At 52.3% G+C, this 19,224-nt stretch carries 19 protein-coding genes and 1 pseudogene; 15 read left to right on the top strand and 5 right to left on the bottom strand.

Going from position 1 to position 19,224, the window contains the following annotated elements; translation table 11 throughout:
- Positions 1 to 261 precede the first annotated feature (261 nt).
- Positions 262 to 1,353 (bottom strand): hypothetical protein, encoded by a 1,092-nt coding sequence (locus tag LOY28_RS14885; protein ID WP_258612007.1) that lies wholly within the window; start codon positions 1,351 to 1,353, stop codon positions 262 to 264.
- Positions 1,354 to 1,619: 266 nt separating this feature from the next.
- Here LOY28_RS14885 and LOY28_RS14880 point away from each other — a divergent pair, with 266 nt between their 5' ends.
- Positions 1,620 to 1,799: a phage protease gene (locus tag LOY28_RS14880; RefSeq protein WP_258612006.1), complete on the top strand. Its 180-nt coding sequence runs from the start codon at positions 1,620 to 1,622 to the stop codon at positions 1,797 to 1,799.
- A 616-nt stretch (positions 1,800 to 2,415) separates the two neighbouring features.
- A complete protein-coding gene (locus LOY28_RS14875) occupies positions 2,416 to 2,856 on the top strand; it encodes an antitoxin Xre/MbcA/ParS toxin-binding domain-containing protein (protein WP_258612005.1) in 441 nt (146 codons plus the stop codon).
- A 357-nt stretch (positions 2,857 to 3,213) separates the two neighbouring features.
- Here the strand turns inward: LOY28_RS14875 and LOY28_RS14870 are convergent, their stop codons facing one another.
- Both LOY28_RS14870 and LOY28_RS14865 read right to left on the bottom strand, forming a co-directional pair.
- The gene (locus LOY28_RS14870) at positions 3,214 to 3,402 is read right to left on the bottom strand and encodes an AbrB/MazE/SpoVT family DNA-binding domain-containing protein (RefSeq protein ID WP_258614455.1); all 189 of its coding nucleotides are present in this window, start codon (positions 3,400 to 3,402) and stop codon (positions 3,214 to 3,216) included.
- Between the two features lie 98 nt (positions 3,403 to 3,500).
- Positions 3,501 to 4,724: a PD-(D/E)XK nuclease family protein gene (locus tag LOY28_RS14865; RefSeq protein ID WP_258612004.1), complete on the bottom strand. Its 1,224-nt coding sequence runs from the start codon at positions 4,722 to 4,724 to the stop codon at positions 3,501 to 3,503.
- A 509-nt stretch (positions 4,725 to 5,233) separates the two neighbouring features.
- Between LOY28_RS14865 and LOY28_RS14860 the strand changes: the two genes are divergently transcribed.
- The 11 genes and pseudogenes from LOY28_RS14860 to LOY28_RS14815 all read left to right on the top strand — a co-directional run bounded on the left by LOY28_RS14860 (position 5,234) and on the right by LOY28_RS14815 (position 15,598).
- The gene (locus LOY28_RS14860) at positions 5,234 to 6,466 is read left to right on the top strand and encodes a PD-(D/E)XK nuclease family protein (RefSeq protein WP_258612003.1); all 1,233 of its coding nucleotides are present in this window, start codon (positions 5,234 to 5,236) and stop codon (positions 6,464 to 6,466) included.
- Positions 6,467 to 6,776: 310 nt separating this feature from the next.
- Positions 6,777 to 8,210 carry a J domain-containing protein gene (locus LOY28_RS14855; protein WP_258612002.1) on the top strand — a complete coding sequence of 478 codons (1,434 nt, stop codon included), beginning with the start codon at positions 6,777 to 6,779 and terminating at the stop codon, positions 8,208 to 8,210.
- Between the two features lie 153 nt (positions 8,211 to 8,363).
- Entirely contained in the window at positions 8,364 to 9,107 is a 744-nt protein-coding gene (locus LOY28_RS14850; RefSeq protein ID WP_258612001.1) for a hypothetical protein, read from the top strand.
- A 26-nt stretch (positions 9,108 to 9,133) separates the two neighbouring features.
- Complete coding sequence (locus tag LOY28_RS14845; protein WP_258612000.1) at positions 9,134 to 10,129, top strand: hypothetical protein; 996 nt, start codon at positions 9,134 to 9,136, stop codon at positions 10,127 to 10,129.
- Between the two features lie 363 nt (positions 10,130 to 10,492).
- Positions 10,493 to 10,843, top strand: a complete 351-nt coding sequence (locus LOY28_RS14840; protein WP_258611999.1) for a complement resistance protein TraT — start codon at positions 10,493 to 10,495, stop codon at positions 10,841 to 10,843.
- Positions 10,844 to 11,013: 170 nt separating this feature from the next.
- Positions 11,014 to 11,856 (top strand): hypothetical protein, encoded by an 843-nt coding sequence (locus tag LOY28_RS14835; protein WP_258611998.1) that lies wholly within the window; start codon positions 11,014 to 11,016, stop codon positions 11,854 to 11,856.
- Between the two features lie 115 nt (positions 11,857 to 11,971).
- Complete coding sequence (locus LOY28_RS14830) at positions 11,972 to 12,712, top strand: hypothetical protein (RefSeq protein ID WP_258611997.1); 741 nt, start codon at positions 11,972 to 11,974, stop codon at positions 12,710 to 12,712.
- Between the two features lie 127 nt (positions 12,713 to 12,839).
- A complete protein-coding gene (gene tnpA / locus LOY28_RS30135; RefSeq protein WP_408981021.1) occupies positions 12,840 to 13,172 on the top strand; it encodes an IS66-like element accessory protein TnpA in 333 nt (110 codons plus the stop codon).
- Positions 13,169 to 13,504 (top strand): IS66 family insertion sequence element accessory protein TnpB, encoded by a 336-nt coding sequence (tnpB, locus tag LOY28_RS14825; RefSeq protein WP_020352221.1) that lies wholly within the window; start codon positions 13,169 to 13,171, stop codon positions 13,502 to 13,504. Before tnpA ends, tnpB begins: the two co-directional genes overlap by 4 nt.
- Positions 13,505 to 13,565: 61 nt before the next feature.
- Positions 13,566 to 15,101, top strand: a pseudogene (gene tnpC / locus LOY28_RS14820) (IS66 family transposase).
- 59 nt (positions 15,102 to 15,160) lie between these two features.
- Positions 15,161 to 15,598, top strand: coding sequence for a GNAT family N-acetyltransferase (locus tag LOY28_RS14815; protein WP_258611996.1), 438 nt, complete (start codon positions 15,161 to 15,163; stop codon positions 15,596 to 15,598).
- Between the two features lie 573 nt (positions 15,599 to 16,171).
- On the opposite strand, the gene LOY28_RS14810 is transcribed toward LOY28_RS14815, so the two are convergent.
- Positions 16,172 to 16,600 (bottom strand): DUF262 domain-containing protein, encoded by a 429-nt coding sequence (locus tag LOY28_RS14810; RefSeq protein ID WP_258611995.1) that lies wholly within the window; start codon positions 16,598 to 16,600, stop codon positions 16,172 to 16,174.
- Positions 16,601 to 16,625: 25 nt separating this feature from the next.
- Positions 16,626 to 17,030 carry a hypothetical protein gene (locus LOY28_RS14805; RefSeq protein ID WP_258611994.1) on the bottom strand — a complete coding sequence of 135 codons (405 nt, stop codon included), beginning with the start codon at positions 17,028 to 17,030 and terminating at the stop codon, positions 16,626 to 16,628.
- A 302-nt stretch (positions 17,031 to 17,332) separates the two neighbouring features.
- Between LOY28_RS14805 and LOY28_RS14800 the strand changes: the two genes are divergently transcribed.
- Together LOY28_RS14800 and LOY28_RS29930 are read left to right on the top strand one after the other, a co-directional pair.
- On the top strand, positions 17,333 to 17,980 hold the full coding sequence (locus LOY28_RS14800) for a hypothetical protein (protein WP_258611993.1): 648 nt from the start codon (positions 17,333 to 17,335) through the stop codon (positions 17,978 to 17,980).
- A 505-nt stretch (positions 17,981 to 18,485) separates the two neighbouring features.
- Entirely contained in the window at positions 18,486 to 18,920 is a 435-nt protein-coding gene (locus LOY28_RS29930) for an antitoxin Xre-like helix-turn-helix domain-containing protein (RefSeq protein WP_309475727.1), read from the top strand.
- Positions 18,921 to 19,224 lie beyond the last annotated feature (304 nt).

The following is a 19,224-nucleotide window of genomic DNA, read 5'->3' as shown; positions in this document are numbered from 1 at the left end:
AGTGCCGAACGAAGGTCGTTCAACACGGCCCGGCCGAGCCAACTGGCGCCAAGGGCGACAGCGCCAAGCCCCGAACGTAGATCGTTCATTAAGGCTCGGCCGAACCAACTGGCGGCGTGCCCTGCGGCACGCATAGCCTGCGCCCCTTTGCAGAGGCCGTTGAGCAATGGGGCAAACTTGCCCCCATGCCACATGGCTTGAACCTTGCCGCAGAAAACGGCTGTAAACGCTTTATAAACCGCCTCAGTACGATGGCCTGCGCTACTTCTGGGCCTCGTTCGCTTTCCCGTGCTGGTTTATCTCTCGAATGAGCAAATTTACAGTTTCTGCTCGCCAAGAATCGCCTTTACTCTGTTCCAGTCTAATCATGGGCAATCGAGCGAGCGGTTCTTCATCAATGGCCTCCCGATTGTTGAGCACTTGAACAACAGGCCTTGTCTCTGCAATTTTTGAAATCGCTTCCAAACTGGTCGGGGTGGCCTCGAAATCCTCGTCGATTAGGATCACGCAGCAGTTAGTGCGCAAGCGAGATAAGGCATCATCCCGTCTGCTCTCAAACCCGCCCACAGATGTCACCGAATAGGAATGGATACAGCTTGATTTCAACGACGCAGCTAGCATTTCGCTTTCGGTGTTGCTGAAACGTTTGCCGCTCAGATGCAGTATCAAGCAGGTATCGCCTGACCAAACCTTATAGTCGTAAACACCGGGCTCAAAGTCGTCCTCATTCGAGCAGGCGGTGACAAAGCTACTACCTGCGCTAGAGAGTTTGTCATCCTCTACCATTCCCTTGATTTTCAGATTCGAGACTGCGAGAGTTTCAGATATCTGATTGGGGTGGTAGGTAAGTAAGTGAGAGACGTCAAAGTCTTTGCCCCTCTTAGGAATAACTGGATGCGTCGTTACCACGTAAATTCTTCGCAGTAGATCCAACTCCTCCCAGGACAGGTCTCTGAGGGTAAGTATGAAATGACGGCGCAGTTCGGGATCTACGCGGCCCAACGCAATCGACCGGGTGAGATTCGCATACGGGACTGTTTTTTCTTCCTCGATATCGGAGACGCAGGCATTTAGCAAGGCGTGGAAATTGCTTTCCTCTATTTCCGCATCAAGGATGTCTTTATCTGGTAATTCGTCCCTGTAAAGAAATGCCCGATAGAACTCTAAAATCCGTTGCTCATCTCGTTGGCGAACGTAGCTGAAGATTTTTTCCAAGCCCAGTTTCGCCACCTCCGAAACCAGTGGCGGTACAGGTACTGCGCTTAATCCAACCTTTCCAACTATTTCTACAATCTTGATCAGCCGAGTTCTTGAGTTTTTGCTTTCGCCAAGCGGTGTAGTCAATTTGGCCACTGTCGATCCCTTTACGTGTAGCTGTAACCAATGAAGAGCTTACGCCCAGCCTACCACCCCGCGAACGTTGGTAGGTTAGCTCCGAATTCCTGACTCTTTAATCTCGATTAAAAGTCCTGTTGCCACCCATTGGCCCGGGCTGTGCGCATCACCTCCACGCAGCGCAAAGCAATGAAACCACTGCACATCTTCAAACCCGGCACGCACACCAGTCCGATCTGGCCGCGACTGTGAGAGCGTATGACCCGGCTCTGCACGAAGCTCCAATGGTCATCGGGCACCCCCAGCATGACGCCCCGGCCGCTGGTTGGGTCAAGTCACTGACAGCCACCGCCCAAGGCCTGATCGCCAAGCCGCAACAGGTCGATGTCTCGTTCGCCGAGCAGGTAGCCAAGGGCAGCTACAAGAAAATTTCCGCTTCCTTCTATCCCCAGCGCTACCAATAACCCGGTGCCGGGCGCTTATTACCTGCGCCACGTTGGCTTCCTCGGCGCCCAATGAGCTTCACGAGGAGAGCGGCATCGATGCTCAGTCCATTGGTCGCTGCATGGCACGCAAGAAGTTTCTCTGGCAAATGTCGGATGGAGAGCACGAGCTCGCGGTTGAAAATTACTATGTGGTATATGCAGGTGCTGAGCATTACTCGACTACAAAATGGCCATCCTTACCGATCGCCCAGATCAGCTTTCGCCCAAATGTAGGATCTGCTAGAGGGAGTTGTTTGAGACGTTCCATCAGTGCTGTCGAGCGACAGAATCTCAGCGCAATGTTGTTATGGCGTCTTCGGGCCTCCGAGCTCTAATCAGCCAAGCATCTCCCTAACGATGGACGCCACATTTCTAGCGTCGCCTATCTCTCGGTGACAGGTATGAGGGCGGTACGCTCTCTCCTGACGCTGAGATCAACATCCTGACCGATTTTAATCGAAGCGTGACCAATCGACACGTAGCGTGACTATCATAGAGATGCTCGTTCTCGTACCTTCCACGAGTACACTGCGAGAGAGTGCCTGTACCGACAACGCTTTTTCACCACTCCGCCAGGCGCAGATGGATTTGAGAAATGAATTTCGAATACCAACCTAGCCCATCAGTCTCTGGGAGCATTTGGGAAGCCCTTGGATTGCCTTCACGCGGAACAAGGCTCCATGACCTCATTCACGTGGGTCTTTCTTTTGAGCTTCTTGATGAGGTAGCGATGCGTTTGCAGATGCAGCGAGCGGATATCTCCAATGCTCTTTGCATGTCACCAGCTATGTTGACGCGAAGGGCGAAAACTGGTCGCTTGAACACCGCTGAAAGTGATCGCCTGGTCGCATTAATAGCTGTGTACGAAGCGTCCCTTTCCCTATTCGAGAACGATGCCGTCGCCGCGAAGAAATGGATGAACTCCCGGGGTCGTGGGCTTGGATCAAGGCGCCCACTCGACATGTTGGGGACGAGGGTAGAAACGAATGCTGTCTTGGATCTTATCGGTCGACTGGAGAGGGGAGTGGTCGTCTGAGTTTCGTCACGGGCGTCGCTCAGCAGTAGCACCTGATGTTGATTGTTGCATTCGCCCCTTCGGGCAACGCCCGGCTTGGCTTAGGTCTTTCGAAAGGGCAGAGCCCAATATTGAGGTATCAGCTAACCAGCTACGTAGACGGAGTTGAACGACGTTTTGAGCTCTTGGCGCTGCATTTATTGGCTCGTAACGCACTTTTCTGATGGTAACCCTGCGATTGTTACGATGCACAAAATTACGTTACACCGAAGCTTTCGGGCCTGCGGGCTAAATGCTAAAACTGATGAAAATTGGTCTGCTAGAGGCGAGCAACATTAAGGCCTAATACCGAGTCGCAACCGGCCTTTCTTTGACTCCTCATGTGGCATCAGCGCTACCGTGCTGTTCGCTATCCCAGGCTTCAGTGAGCTCGTCTATTCGATCCGCGATTTGAGCCGTTTTTGATAGGACTAGGCATCGCGTGTTACCGACAAATTCCTCTATCAAATACAGCGTGTCGCCAACATCAAGCTCCAGCTCCTGCAACGCCTCATCGGGAATTCGAATCGCGCCGTCACCATCCTATTCTTCGATCATGATTTTCATAGGTGGCTTTTTCACGTGTGGTCTCCATAGCTTATGAGTTGGCTTCGGGTGGCCGAATCTCAACGGCCTTGCAGTAAGCTAATATCGAAATCGCTCTGCATACGCTTGACCGTTCCGATGATTATGGCTGCGAACCCTTCGTGGCTTTTGTCTTGGAGTCCCAGCCAAGCGTCTGCGTTGTTGACCCAGTTCGACGGGACTGGATGGGAAGTGAAGGCCCTGGAGTCGAATGTCCACCATGGCCACCAAACGGTAGTGCGTCCAGGGAAATCGCAGAGCTTGTCCATCGCTCGTTTGATTTTTCCGGAGTCAATCCTCTTGGTGTCAGCCTCGCTAAAGGCACAGATACCGAAATATAATCCTTCATGGTTTCGTTTATTGAACGCCCAGCTAGGCCCACATCGGTCAGCAGGATTCAAACGAACTCCAATCACATTATGAGCAGCACCATCAATCAACTCCTCGTCAAAGACCAACTCGGCGCCTAATGCATTGAGTTCGCCACGCAAGTGATCAGCAAAATCCCGCCATAGCTGGCGCTTGACCTCGTGCAGGTGCTGAGAGATATAAAAAGCTCCCCTCAGGTTTTTTTCATTTCGCAGCATCAACTCGGTAAGCTCGTGACCGTTGTCCAACTGCATTTCTCCATTGACCTGTTCACGAATAAATTGCGCGACTGTCTCAACAAACAGGCGCACGGATGCAGCTCGGGTGAGCACCGCGCATTCGTCCAGCCATCCAGCTAGCCGGAAAAAATCCAAGCTGACAACTCGATCCGCTAGATGAGCGGGCGCGTGCTTGGGCAGGCTATGCTCGGATATTTCTCCGTTGGAGAGATATATCAGCGTCCATCGTCCGTCTAGATGCTGACTATCCAGGTATGTTGCGTAGTCATAGACCTGCTTCTTCTGATCAGTCGCCCAAGGCTTGTTTTCAATGGCTAGGCCGCCTGTGCGAAATCGTAGGTAGAGATCCAAACGTCTATTGCTTGGTAGCCTGAACTCGGTGTGGCTGCTTACGTGATCCGCCGTGGCCGGTTGAAAGCTGGATTCGGGAAGTAGGGCAAGAAATTTGGCTAGGTATACATCGCCCTGTCCATGTGGGCCAACCGGGTCGAGCAGGAGGCTGAGATACGATGAAAGCGCATTTTCGTCACGTTGAAGAAAGTCTATCAGTCGAAAGTCCGGCGCTAGCTGTGCTTGGTACTTTTGCTTCGCTTTGAGATCTAGGTCGTACCAGATCTGAAATTCGGTGAGTAAGTCCTCGATAACGGATGCTTCCATTCTGGCCTCATGTGCACTGCTGGGTGGTGGCTTAGAGCAAATGGTTTTCGCGAAGCCAGGTACGTTTGTGCGTAACGGTGTCTATCAGACGTAGGTGCCAACTCAGCACATTAAGTCCTCTCTATTTTTCGCGAGGCCTGCTTTACTGCTCAAGTCTGAGTATTTCCTTCACGAAGGCTCCAAGTGTCTGGGCGCCTCAGTGGAGGCCGATTTTTCTAAAGTTTTTGGGGAGGCCTAGCGCTATGCGTGTATTCATTTCATAGCACAGTTGCCAGCCTTTCGATAACCCGCCGCCTGAGCCGCTGATTCAGAATCAAAAAGTTACTTGGTTTTTCGCCGACACCTGAAGCTTTAGCGTACCTTTCAAGGAGACGACATGCCTGCTCTACTTTTCTTCCGTGGGTTACAACGGAGGAGGTAGTGCAGCATTTTGCATCATGAGCACCTTGGGCGTCGTATGGCAAACCCCTTAAAACGTCATCTACAGAGCAACGGAGTGCGCCCAGCACATGCAAAACCTACCGAACACGCAATCGCTTTTGGAGCGAGCCGGCTACCTAGTGAAGGAGAGTCAGGCGAACCTCGCAGCCACAGGCGAAACATTTAACATTTTCGTGATCACGAAAATTGAGCGGGCAGAGGTCGCTACGCACTCAGCCATGATCGCGGAATTACTCAATCCGCGAGGTAGTCACGGAAAAGGCCCAGTATTCCTTGCGCATTTTCTGTCCACTATTGAGCTTGAGCACGAGAGCTCCTTGGACAATGCGCAAGTTCGAAAAGAGCAGACGTTTGGTGGTGGTCGGGGCCGGGTAGATATTGTCATTCACTTACGAAGTCACCTCATCCTGATTGAAAACAAAATCGACGCTGAGGACGGGAACTGGCAGCTGAAGCAGTACGCCGACATCGGCATGGCGTCTGGCAAGAGTTGGAATCTCTTGTACTTGACCAAAAAAGGTACTGATGCTCACGAACGTAGTCATCAAGGGGTCGACTACCAACGGATTTCCTATCGTGAGCACATCCTTGAGTGGCTCGATCTGTGTCTCGAATCCTGCACTGACACACCGGCCCTTCATCACGCATTGATCCAGTACCGAAACCTAGTTCGAAAAATCTCAGGAATGACAATGACGCAGAAGGCCAGAAATACTCTAATCGAGCTGTTATGCAGTGACGATCAAAGCTTCAAGTCGGCTGATGCCATCGCTGAAGCACTTCCCTATGCAAAGGGAGCAGTTTTGTTCCGCTTCTTCCAGGCAATTCAAAGCGAGATTGCGAGCGTCCACCCACGGGCGCCGTCACCTACTGGATTTCCTGGCCTGGAATTAAATGAAGAAAATTGCTCGAAGTGGTTCATGGCCGGCAGGTTGAAGGTGAAGCACGTAGGCCTTTTTTTCAACATCGGTGTCGAGAACATGCTGTTCAGAGTCGAGGTCGCGTCGGACGCCTTACATTATGGTTTTGTGCCTGTCACCAGCGGTGGTATGGGAAGTATTGAGCAGCAGGCGGAGTCAATGCAGGAGCTTCCACATATTTTTCCGCGGCATTGGAAGGCCTTCCAATGGCATAGCCATCTCTATCGAGATAACGTCGCCAACAACATGCAATGCTTGCTAGACCCGTCCCATATCGTCCCTCAGATTCTACAAACCATACAGAACGTTCAAGGCTTCCAGCCGAGTTCGCAAGATGCCGAAACCGCTAATGACCTATCACTTGTGCCTTCGCTGGCGTAATCATCCAGCGACAATGTCGAAACTGTCGTCGACTGCGGCATTGGGGGAGGAGGGTAGCCATGGATCATTCGACTGCATTCAAAGCAGGCAACGGATCAACACACTTTCCGATTAAAAAAATAGGAGCGTGCGTCCGAACAAATTTGATCCTTCTGCATAGTGGCGATATGCCCTAAAATCATGTTGAATCTATTTCGTTCAAAATAAAAAGCTGGACACGGCACGACGTAAAGGACATTGATTTTCGTGTGTGTTGTCGATGGCCAACCCAGACCTAAGAAAAAGCTAAAAAAGACAGGGACGTAGCGTGATGGGTAGCAAGGATCCTAAGGGTTTCTACGCCATTCTTGGAGTAGATACCGAAGCTGATGGTGCATCGATCAAAGCTGCTTATCGCAGACGGGCGATGGAGCTACACCCAGATCGCAACACGTCAGCTGGCGCTACCAGCCAATTTCAGCATCTCAATGAAGCCTACGCCGTACTGAGTGAACCAGAGTCTCGAGCTGAATATGACACGATATCAGTAGAGACGGCCGAGGAGGGCTCGGCCGAAACGTTCGAGGCTCCCGAGCCGATCGTCTGCTCATGTTGCGGCAAAGTATCTGCACAGCCTCGGTACGTGATCTTTTTGAAAGCCAAGAGCTTTTTGGTTTTCACTCTACGTTCAATGAGCCAAGGGATTTTTTGTAGCCCTTGCGCCGAAAAGAAGGCACTTCAAGCATCTGCGATTACCTGGGCTTTGGGTTGGTGGGGTGTTCCGTGGGGCCCAATCTATTCCATCCATGCCCTTTGGGTGAATTTGCTCGGAGGGAATCAGCCCGTATTACCTAACGCACGATTGGCTGCACATCAGGCATGGTATTTCGCGGCCTCAGGCCGTCCAGATATGGCACGCGCGGTCGCCATGGACGCGCTTAGCTTGGCGCAAAAAATCCCCCGTAAGAAAAAGTCCGGCGGTGGATACATCGATGATGAAGGAGCCAAGTTACGTGCAACTATTGAAGCTTTTTTAACCGCACTCGGCGGCGACAGTGTCCGCCTCAGGAATGCTTGGAGACTTACGCAGCGTCGGTTTTTTGTGCAGTTAGCTGTCGTTGCTGTGGTTGTCACCGGCATTACCTCAGCGGTGATGAACGCGCAGACGCACACTTATTCGCCACCTCGAGGCCCAAAGCCATACCTATCTGAAGTTACTGCGAATGGCGATCAAGGCAAGCTGACTTCGCCCACTGGACTACCCGCATCAAACGCTGTTGGGACAGTCACAACTCGCCAACCTATAGCTCAAGCGTCCACCACGAATGCCGGCACTACTGCTAAGCGAGCTTGGACGCGACCTGCAAAGGCGCCAAATGGGCAACCGTGGCCAACCCAGGCGTCTTATGTGAAGGGTTACCCTCAAACCAATTCCAACGGGCTTTCTACTGTCACCATCGACAATGGGCAAAACAGTTCAGACGTCTTTGTAAAGCTCGTATCTCTAACCGGAAACTACGCCAAGCCAGCTCGCTTTGTGTTCATTCCCGCACACGGGCGTTTCACGATCAAAGCAGTCACGCCTGGTAGCTATGATGTGCGCTATAGAGATCTTGTCGCCGGCTACCTGTCGCGCTCTGAGCAATTCACGCTTGAGGAGAAAAAGACGTCCGGGGGCACGCAGTACAGCGACCTCACACTCACCCTGTATAAAGTCCACAACGGCAACATGACGACATACAACCTTGCCGAAGACGAGTTTTGAACGGGGGAGGCCAGATGTGGCAGATGTCATCAGCTGCCTCATAATTGATCGTAGCGGAGTCATTCCGATCACGCCCAATCTCAGCAGGTTCTGAATAGGAATGCATTGGTAAAAATATTTTGCCACTACTGGTAACTGAATACGGATCGAAGCATGCGTTTCCCAATTGTCCACACAGAGCTCTCCATTTTCCTCAGCAGCTACAGCACCCCACTTATTCCTTGGGTTGGTAAGTCTCCTAATAAATGGCTTAGTAACGTCGGCTCGTTGATGGCTCACCACGTATCCGTCCCAGCGGCGGCGCCGTCGCGTAAAACCCTTTATTCCCTTTGGTCATCGAATGCACCGACAGAAGTATGCGCCCTTGTCACCCTGGCCTGGGGGGGGATGAGAGCGAGCCATGGGCGAACGCTGATGGTGCACATGGCTCATTGGATAAAGATCTGTGATGACCTTCGGAATGGAAAACACACACGTCGATCTGCTTACGATGCATTCATGCAATTGCGTACTGCGGGACTGCTTCCAGGAATGGGCCCTGCTTACTTCACAAAGCTAATCCATTTTGCCTATCCGAAAGCTAATGGTTACATCCTGGATCAGTGGACTGCCCGTAGTGTTCATACGCTGACTGACCAAGACGGATGGCCAGCAGTCCAAGTGAGCGCCGGCTCTAAAAGCATGAATCCCGCGGCTCTCAGGATTCGCGTAGTAGATCGTGTTTCTGCTTTGGATTACGAGGATTACTGCGTCTGGATTGATGGGCTTGCTGCCCACCTGCGCATCACGGGTGCGGTGCTAGAGGAAAGACTGTTCAGTTCGGGCGGAAAAGCTCCGCATGGCTGGCGAAAGCACCTCCTGACTAGCTGGCACGTCAGGCATCCGAAATTCTATTGAAAAGCGTCTGGCCTAAGGAGCATTAAATGCTGGATCTGATCTACATCGTAGAAGAGCAGTTCGTGCCGTACGCTGCAAAAAATGACGACATGGCCTACCAACCCAACTTTACAATGCCTGGTCGCGATGCGGGTGCTGCAGCGAAGCTCGAAGTCCCAGGCGGGGCGGCTATCGCAACTGCTGTCGCTACAACAGCGGTGTCGGTTTTGAATCCGTTTGCACTACCGACTGCCTTGATAGCGTCTGCGGTACTCGGTAGACCTAGCCTGATGTCTTTATTCGCTAAGAATCACACTGCCAAACCGGAGGGGGATCCAGCTGAGCTAGAAGAAGCGCGTCTCCTTGCTTCCTATGTGCAGCAACACTCAATTTCGCGTTCTCAAGCGAAAGCTGCTGGCTATTGTTTCCAGCCGGGCCATCCGGTGGTAGGTAAGGCATACAGGAAGCATCCCTTAACGGACTATCCGAATCCTGAGAATGGAAACCTCTACATTCCTAGCGATAGCTACGACGCGATACTGCTAGAAGAGCGAGAGTCGGAGCTGATAAAGCTCTTAGTTCATCTCGGCGCAACCAAGATCACCATCACAAAAAAAACATCGGACAAAAGCACTAGGACTGTTAGTGGTGGAGCATCCGTGCAGGCGGGGCAAGTGGCGGGTGGAGGTGTCAACTACTCGAGTAGCTCCGAGCGAGAAGCCGGTAGCCTCGATACTCGCGAGTTTTCTTTGTCCGGAAGGGCTTGGGGTGTTGATAGCAAGGTTGAAAGGGACAGCTTCTTTTGGCTCTCATATGAGCCATCATGGAAGGCTGTGGTGTTTGCTCGGGAGCATGGTGGATGCCTTTCGGCATCACTGGAAATCAAGGAAAGCACGTCGTTTTCTACTGACAGAAACCTAGAGTTGTCGGTCAAAGCAAAGCTGGCAGAAGTCAGCGCGCAAGCTGGCTTGGCGGACGCAGTTGCTGAAGAGAAGACGTACTTCGTGAGGGCCGAGTTCGCACCTGTTCGCCAGAATACTTAGACGATGACGATATAGCGTTTGCACACGTGGGGATTAGCCAATAGCCCTGAGCAGAAGAGGAAAGATCGGCGTACTTCGCTCGGCACGGGCTCTGATGATGCCGAACGTGCTGCGCTGACCATGGATCAGATGTCCCAGAATGGTGGTGTGTTCGATACGCTGGTTGTTCAAGTTTACAATTACGCGAAGAACACTAGCTTGCCGGAGAACGTGCGGATGTCGGTCATCACTGGAACGCTCCTGGAGAGTGCAGCCAGGGTTTCCTGCATTCGTTGAAACGATAAGCACATCTTGAACTGTCTCAGTGGAGTTCAAGTGCGGATACAACCCAGCCACGGTGATTTTAAACCTGAGGAAATAAGAATGAGTCAATGCCCAAAATGTGGTGGTACAAATGTCGAAAAGCGGAACTACGCCAAGCGGGCTGGCACGGCTGCAGGGGCAGTAGCCGGAGGAGTTATTGGCTACGGCGGTGCGGCAGCTGGTGCAGTTGCTGGCGGTGAAGCTGGAGCGATTGTAGGTATGTTTGCCGGGCCAGTTGGTGCTGCTGTGGGTGCCACTGTTGGGGCAGTCGCGGGGAGCGTTTTGGGAGCGTTAGTGGGTGGTACTGCCGGAGCGACAGTTGGCTCGAAAGCCGGTGAAATCGTTGATGACAGCATTCTCGATAATTACAAATGTCTCAAGGACGGTTGCGGGCACAAATTCAGTCTTTGAATCTCCATATCCTATCTATAGCCATAGCGATATGCCGATATCCGCTAATGTCGTTTTGGTTGCTGGAGCATCTCAAAATGCCCGAAACGGCAGTCGCTGGCTGACCCTAGTATGCAGGCGGCTTGAGTGTAAAAATGGGCCCTGCGGGGCCCTTTTCCATGGAGATCAGGATGTTCAGTTTTTTGAAGGGTCATAGGGAGTTCTGGTTGTTCTGGGGGGCCTGGATGGCCTTCGCCCTACTGCTAATAGTGAAGATCAAATTCGATGTGCCTGTTGCCATGAAGGATTGGCCACGGCTGATTGCTGCGTTGCAGTCGGATGCGTTCGAGGACGTCGTTGGAGACCTTCTCACGGGTCTTATTGCGGCATACTTCTTCTATGTCCTGATTGACCTTTGGCCTAGACACAAGAATGAAGCTAAGGCTCTGCGTATATTGAATCTTCTGATAGCGTCGGTGATACAAGCATACGAAAAACGCCATTTCTTTGCACACACCATGGCCATTACGCAGGCCGACGAGAAGATCCTTACCAAGGTGAGGATTGATACATTCCTTGAGGAGGTTAAGGAGCGGCCAGATTACTTCAAGCTGAAATGTGCGCTGTTCACTGCCCACTCACGCTTCTCCGACTTCCGACAGACCTTAGCCATCGCATCGCCGCTTGGAGCAGACAGAGCCTTGCAGTGGTTGGTGATAACCGACAAGGTTCGGTTGTTCGTGGAGGAGTACGAGAACCACCCAGAAAGTGACACCTATAGGCCTTCGCAGGTGTTCTCCAACGACACCGTAGATCTCGACCAAGATCACAAAGATTTTATCCGATACTTCAGCGATATGACCGAATATCGAGACTCTCTGCGGATTTGCTTCTACGAATTCCTAGAGCAAGCGAACAGATGGGTTGCTCCGGAAGCATTTACGACCGAACAGCCTGAGACTGTAGATGTGAACGACATCACTGAGCCCGGAACCTCGCCGGCGAATTGGCCGATATCCTATGGCGACGGCTAACGAAAACATGGGAATGAGAATCAGTCTTCTTGGTTCGAAGGCCCTCTCAGGCATCCCGGTGCGTTCATTGCTGAAACCCCGTCATGATTGCGGTCGTACACTGAAATGAGAATATATGCAGAATCTCAAAGCACTTCTAAACACCCTTGAGGCAATGAAGCCCTACCGGCCCCGGACAGCCTTGACCAAATTTGAACTCATCGTAGATCGAATTTCCAAATATGGAATCATTGCTGCCTCAGTACCGTTCTTCGTGCTCATAGTGCTCGCAATTTGGCACAAGCTTATCTTTCCACTGTCGAGCGGCTGGGTCACGCTAGCCGTATGGAGCGCAGTGCTGTCCCAATTGATTGCAACGCTGTCTTTGCTATGCCCACCCATTCTCATGGTGTGCGGCATCCGGATGTGGAAGGAACGCTCACGCATTCTCAGGGATGCCGAAATTGACCATGATCAGGACTTGGTGGCCCAGCTGAGGTGCTACGAGGTGGATGACCTCAAAAGCGCTAAACATTACTTGGAGCTTAAGATCAAAAGGCTCGAGCGACGCTTGGGTTACTTTATTGAAGCTGACGGCAAAAAATTTGCCGTGTTCTCTCTCTTGATCCTCAATTTCACGCTGGGCAACATGCTTACTCAAGGTAATTGGTCATCTCTATTTTCGACCAGCCTGGACAGTCCTGCATCCACCAAAATCATCACGGTGTTGATGGCATTCCTCCTATCAATTTCAATCGGCGCGATGTGTGTGCGCTTTATCACGAATCGCGATGCTTATCGCATAGAACTGATTGAGCTCTCACTGGCATCGAGCCCCCCCCAAGTGACTCAGGTGCTTAGAAATTTGAAAATTTAATAGGGGGGCATTCGTTGCTAGGAGGTAAGCGTCCGGCCAACTCACCTTCCTGACCACGACGCCAAAGGCGATGGTGTCCACCTATTTTAGGTGGACACCATTTCTAGCCTTTTAAGCGGGTCTTTCCATGCAGCCACAACGCCGATCCTATTCCAAATCCTTCAAGGCCCAGGTAGTCCAAGAGTGCGCTCAGCCCGGCGCGTCGATTGCCAGCGTCGCGCAGCACCACAGCCTTAACGCGAACCTCGTCCATAAATGGATTCGGGTACAAACGAACAAAGCCACGGAGCTGCAACCTGCTTTCATTCCGCTACCTTTGCAGCTCGCCGGAGGGCATTCCCAGGCTCCGTCATCGAGCATCTGCGTTGAAATCCAGCACTCGCGTGGCACCGTCAAAGTGAACTGGCCGACCGAAAGCGCTGCCGCCTGTGCCTCCTTTCTGCGAGACCTGTTGCGGTGATTCGAATCGATGCGATCTGGCTCGCCACCGAACCGATGGACATGCGCGCCGGCACCGAAACGGCGTTAGCCCGGGTCATTGCCGTGTTCGGTGCGGCGAAGCCGCACTGCGCTTATCTGTTCGCCAATCGCCGCGCCAATCGGATGAAAGTTCTGGTGCATGACGGCGTGGGTATCTGGCTGGCGGCGCGACGATTGAATCAAGGCAAGTTTCACTGGCCCGGCATTCGGCACGGATCGGAGGTCGAACTCGATAACGAGCAACTTCAGGCTTTGGTACTGGGCTTACCATGGCAACGGGTCGGTGCTGGCGGCTTGATCACAGTGTTGTAACGCCTGCCATTAACCCATCGGTTTATCGCTGCTGACTTCCGGCTCTGGCACAATCAGCGGCATGACTTCCTCGCCCAATCTCGATCAAATGACACCGGAACAGCTACGTGCCTTGGCCGAACAGGCCTTACAGTTGCTGCACCAGGTCGACTCGATGGGCCAGAAAATCCACCGCCTTGAAACGGTCAACGAGCAACTCGCTCATGAGATCGCCATCCTCAAGCGACACAAGTTCGCCAAACGCAGCGAACAGCTAAGCCCTGACCAAGGTAGCTTGCTCGACGACCTGCTCGACACTGATATCGCGGCCATCGAGGCCGAGCTGAAGGCGGTCAATCCGCCACCTGCACCGGACGAGCTACGTCAGACACCCAAGCGTGCGCCGCTGCCGCCGCAGTTCCCACGTACAGTGATCCGTCACTAGCCAGAAAACACCCAGTGCGTCTGCGGCTGCCAACTTCAGCGCATTGGCGAAGACGTCAGCGAGAAACTCGACTACACACCCGGCGTGTTCACCGTCGAGCAGCATGTGCGTGGAAAATGGGCCTGCCGCCAGTGCGAAACACTGATCCAGGCGCCTGTACCGGCCCAAGTGATCGACAAGGGCATCCCGACCGCAGGCCTGTTGGCCCATGTGATGGTGGCGAAGTTCGCCGACCATTTACCGCTGTACCGGCAGGAGAAGATTTTTGCTCGGGCCGGGCTGGCGATTGCTCGCTCGACACTGGCGCAATGGGTCGGACAGAGCGGCGTACAACTCCAGCCTCTGGTCGATGCCCTGCGTGTACAAGTGTTGGCCCAGGGCGTGATCCACGCCGATGAGACTCCGGTTCAGATGCTCGCGCCAGGCGAGAAGAAAACTCACCGCGCTTACGTCTGGGCCTACAGCACCACGCCGTTTTCGGCGCTCAAGGCTGTGGTTTATGACTTCAGTCCCAGTCGTGCAGGCGAGCATGCGCGCAACTTCCTTGGGCAGTGGAACGGCAAGCTGGTATGCGACGATTTCGCTGGCTACAAAGCCGGTTTCGAGAAAGGCATCATCGAAATTGGCTGCATGGCCCACGCCCGTCGCAAGTTTTTCGATCTGCATGTGGCGAACAAAAGCCAGCTGGCTGAACAAGCGCTGTACTCGATTGGTGGCTTGTACGAAGTTGAACGCCAAGCTCGGGACATGTGCGATGAGGATCGTTGGCGAATACGCCAGGAAAAGGCAGCCCCAATCATCAAAACGCTGCATGACTGGATGTTGGCCCAGCGTGATCTGGTGCCCAACGGATCAGCAACGGCCAAAGCCCTGGATTACAGCCTTAAACGCTGGGTAGCGCTGACGCGCTACCTGGAGGACGGGGCTGTGCCCATCGACAACAACCAGGTCGAAAACCAGATCCGGCCATGGGCACTTGGACGCTCAAACTGGTTGTTTGCCGGATCGCTTCGCAGTGGCAAACGGGCAGCGGCGATCATGAGTCTGATCCAGTCGGCACGCATGAACGGTCATGATCCGTATGCCTATCTCAAAGACGTGCTGACACGGCTGCCGACGCAGCGGGCGAGTGAGATTACGGAGTTACTGCCGTACAAATGGGGCCACCGTTGATTGCGCCAGATATGTAAGGATACTTTCCATCATATGGATGGAATATAAAGGAGTACGTCATGGAAAAAACAATCAGACTCGCCAACCTAGCGGATATCGATGCCATTTTTGATATTCGAACCAGCGTTCACGAAAATCACTTATCCCTTGATCAGCTAGCGGAAATGGGGATTACTCCCAGAACTATACGACAGGCAATTCTAGAGGCCCCATGCGCTTGGGTCGCCGAGGTCAATGGTGCCCCTGTAGGCTTTTCTATGGCCGATGTCGAGGACGGATGTGTGTTTGCCGCTTTCGTTCTACCCGAATTCGAGGGGAACGGATTGGGGCGCAGACTGATGGATAAAGCAGAGGCTTTCCTATTTCAACACCACCAGACGATCTGGCTAGAAACAGCTGAGGCTAGCCGTGCGAGTGGCTTCTATCGAAGCCTCGGCTGGCAGCCCGTGGAGAACTTACCAGAAGGTGATATTCGCTTTGAAAAGTGCCAGAAATAATAATCAAAAAATGTACTGATTAGATGCTTACGCTTAGGTGGGCATCCGCTTAATCACGCAAGATGTGTTCGGCGTACGCTTACGCTAGGAGCCCCCTCCGTCTGGTTCCAGATACACTGGAAGTCATCTACCTAGCAGGCATGTTCTTCTAAGAGGCTTCAGGTTTCCTGTAACGTGCGAAGCGATTCCAAGAAGCTCAATCAATGTGCCGTTAGGCTAATAAACGCGCTGCTTGCTTTTGACCCCTGATTGGAAGTGGCTGGGTAATCGTGGAAGCGGAGCGCGCAGACCAGGATGGTCGAAGAGCATGAGGATGGAAGCCCGAAGGGCCAAGACCTGTCGACAGGCAGGGCTTGGTTTACGACAGCCATCCCCAAAGGGGCATGCCCCAACAATCGAACATCCGAAGCTTATCGAGCCGCGCGCTGACCGTGCGTCCGAGGCGTTACACCTGAAGCGCAAAGATCATAAGTCTTGCGCAGCGCTACCTCGTCACCAGAGGATACTTGGGAATGGGTGAATATCGTAGAAAAGAACCGCTTGCGCTCGCCATTACCAATCTCAGACCAGACCCTAGGCATCAGGGACAGCCAAACGATCAAGAAAATACTCCTCCAGACTATGCAGACGTTGCTGGCCATCAATCAGGATCTCGCTGTTCTCGGCCATAGCCATGCGCCCACCAGAAGAACCGCACCACTCGTTAGTGAGATAGCTCCCCAAATCGGCCCCCACCCACACAGCAACGATGAATCGAGACTGCTGCCCCGCATTCCATACAAGTTCACGCTGCCATGATGAAACAGGAAAACCCATAACAAACCGCACAGCCCATGGGTAGTTATCGTGGACAGACGATGGGTCTGCCAGGTACTTCTCAAAGCGCCGGGCGAGAACATCAATCGGAAACTGATGAGTCGATGTGTCCAGAATTCGCTGGGGCATTTGGATACTGGTATCTAAAATTTCGTCATTGCAGTAGCGCGGAAATACGGTGGGCATGGATATCCTTTAGGAAGGGGGAGTGTTAAAGGCTGGTCGGAATGTTCGACTGAATGCGGTGCAGTCGCCATTCATCCACCGTCACGATGATCAACAAGTCACGCTCAGGGGACTTGGTGTCGATCTGTTCACTATCTACCAGTGCTTGAGCATACCCCTCCGCCCGAGCCACAGCTTTGTCAAACTCAGCAAGGGAGGCGGATGATTCGATGTAATCGATCAGTCGCTCCCACGATCTCCGTTGGCGATTGCCTTGGGTCGTCTTGGAAAACGGAATAGCGCTCTGCAGGCACTGGATGAATGCAATCGTTGATAGGCTCAATGCTGATTTCTCACTGTGTACGTACAGATGAAAAACGGATCGTTTTGAAAAACCTTGAGCGCGATAGAAGATTTTTTTGCCGTAACGGGATGTCAGGTGATTTATCATCGCCCCTTTTAAAGACCCCAAAAAGGGACATTAACCTCGCTTTTGACACTTAATGTCCCATTTTGGGGTCATTAACGGATGCCCGTTTTGAGCTCAACAGAGTGACAACCGCTCAGTAATGGTTGCGTGAGGTCGTGGTTATGTCTGTGGGGAAGGGTGGTCACAACGATTTTTCTCAAATTGAAACCACGTATTGAATTTAAGATGGGAGAACTTTTATTTTGCCTCCACGCTAAAGTTTTGCTCATTTTAATCCGTTGCTTTTATTAAGCATAAATACGATTGTCGAAGCGAGATGCGTGATGAGCTACTCACAGAATGTTTGCGATCTTGAATACGGTAGTGACTTGGAGTTCGAGGAATTTGAAGAATTCCATTGGCTGGGACGTACTGGTGACACTTACGAAGCATCAATAGCATTACAAGGCCAGTTAATCAGAATGACATTGGATGATTTCGAACAGTACTATACGGTGCATCAAGCGGCCGATGTCGCCTGGTGCATTTTCGATGCGCTCGTAGCAATTGAAGAGATTAAACCTAGACTTTTCTCGCCTATCGATTCTTCGGCCAAGGCAAAAAAACATCTAGACGTATTCAAGTGTTTTGCTAGCGATAGGACTAGCGGCACAATGTTTCCGGAAGATGGGCAGGGATCCTTAGAGATTTTGCCTGATCCCGATTACTTGTTTATTGCTGGTGGTGAGTTTGTTGACCCCGACCCAAGGATTGAATTTCGCAGTCGAGAAGACGCCACATTCCGCATGTTTGTAGCGACTGAATTTGGTGAAACCATTGAGATGGTATTTGGCGGTTACATGATGGAGTTCACTGCAAAGCAGGCACTGTGGCTCTGGTTCCACCTAGCGATAGCATCCGATAGCTTGCATCATCGCAGTGCGAGAGATCTTAGCTCTGGAATCTTAAAATGCGGTCTCCAATGGTTATGAAATTAGCCGCTGACGCTCACAGATGGGGGATGCGACAGCCTTTCACAAGAGTTGACGCATCTCGGTGAAAGACCAATATGAGCAGGCAGGGATAGCTTGTCGCGTATTTTCTCATCACGCCGATTTCAAAATGATCGCCATGATTGACAGCGAGGACAATTTTTTTGCACATGGGTTTCTTTTGTCTCGACAAACGACTTTTATGAATAGACCTAACCACCTCATGCAGCGCTCCAGCTACCATTACCCATGACAGCATTGTCATTGGTGGGCAGGTTGAGCCTGATTTCGAAGTTGTTCAGAGAGGAACGCGTTAGGTGTCATAAGCGACCTCAAGCTTGGTCTGACACCTCATTTCAACGAAATGCCTGAATTCATTGGTCTGTAACGTTCTTTTTGCTCTGTAACGTTGCTTACGTTACAAGTGAAAAAGTTACGTTACAGTTAGCCTCATTAAGGCCCCGAATGGCGCGGGGCGCGGAGCCCGGCGGCAAGAAACGTGCGGATGGTAGTCCACAGAGTCGAGACGCTAGCGCCAGCGCGAAGGCTTGGTGCACGAAAGCAGTCCCCCGAACGGGCACGCAAACTTATCTTAGGTGAATTGACGCAGCCTTTCGTTGAAGAATACCGGCCAGGCGCGCCTCCCACCGCAGGCATATGGGATAGCCTGGGACTACCTAGTCGTGGCTCCAGGCTGCATGAGTGCGTCCGTAATGGCCTGCCGTTTTCCTTTCTCGAGCACCTATCCAGAAAGACTGGATTAGAGATGAGGGTGCTCGAAGCTGTCGGCATGTCTCGCTCCACGCTGGCGCGGAGAGCAAAAGCTGCGCGCTTCACATGCGCTGAAAGCGATCGTTTGTATTCACTGACTACGGTCTTAGATGCCGCTTTTGAGTTGCTGGAAGTGGGCGTGTTGGCGGTACGAAAATGGATGATCTGACCGGCTCGCGGACTTGCCATGAAAGCTCCACTGCAAATGCTACACACTAGGGCAGAAACGCAAGCAGTGGTCGGCCTCATCGGCCGCCTAGAGAATGGAGTAGTTGCATAGGCAGAGTCATTGCCGTTGCCCCGGCGAACGGTTAGGGGAGGTTTTCTTACGTTTTCCTAACGAAATGCTTAAGCGCATGACGACTCGCAATTACACGGTCGCGTATCTCCTGGGGATCTATCGACATACCGCCGTCAGGCGTGACCTTCAAAGTCTTCAACCCGTTTACTGAGTCGATAAACGCACGCTCACG

Source organism: Pseudomonas sp. B21-017, from assembly GCF_024749245.1.
GTDB lineage: Bacteria > Pseudomonadota > Gammaproteobacteria > Pseudomonadales > Pseudomonadaceae > Aquipseudomonas.
Note: the sequence above shows the minus strand (reverse complement) of the source record. Positions and strands in the feature narration are given on the sequence as shown.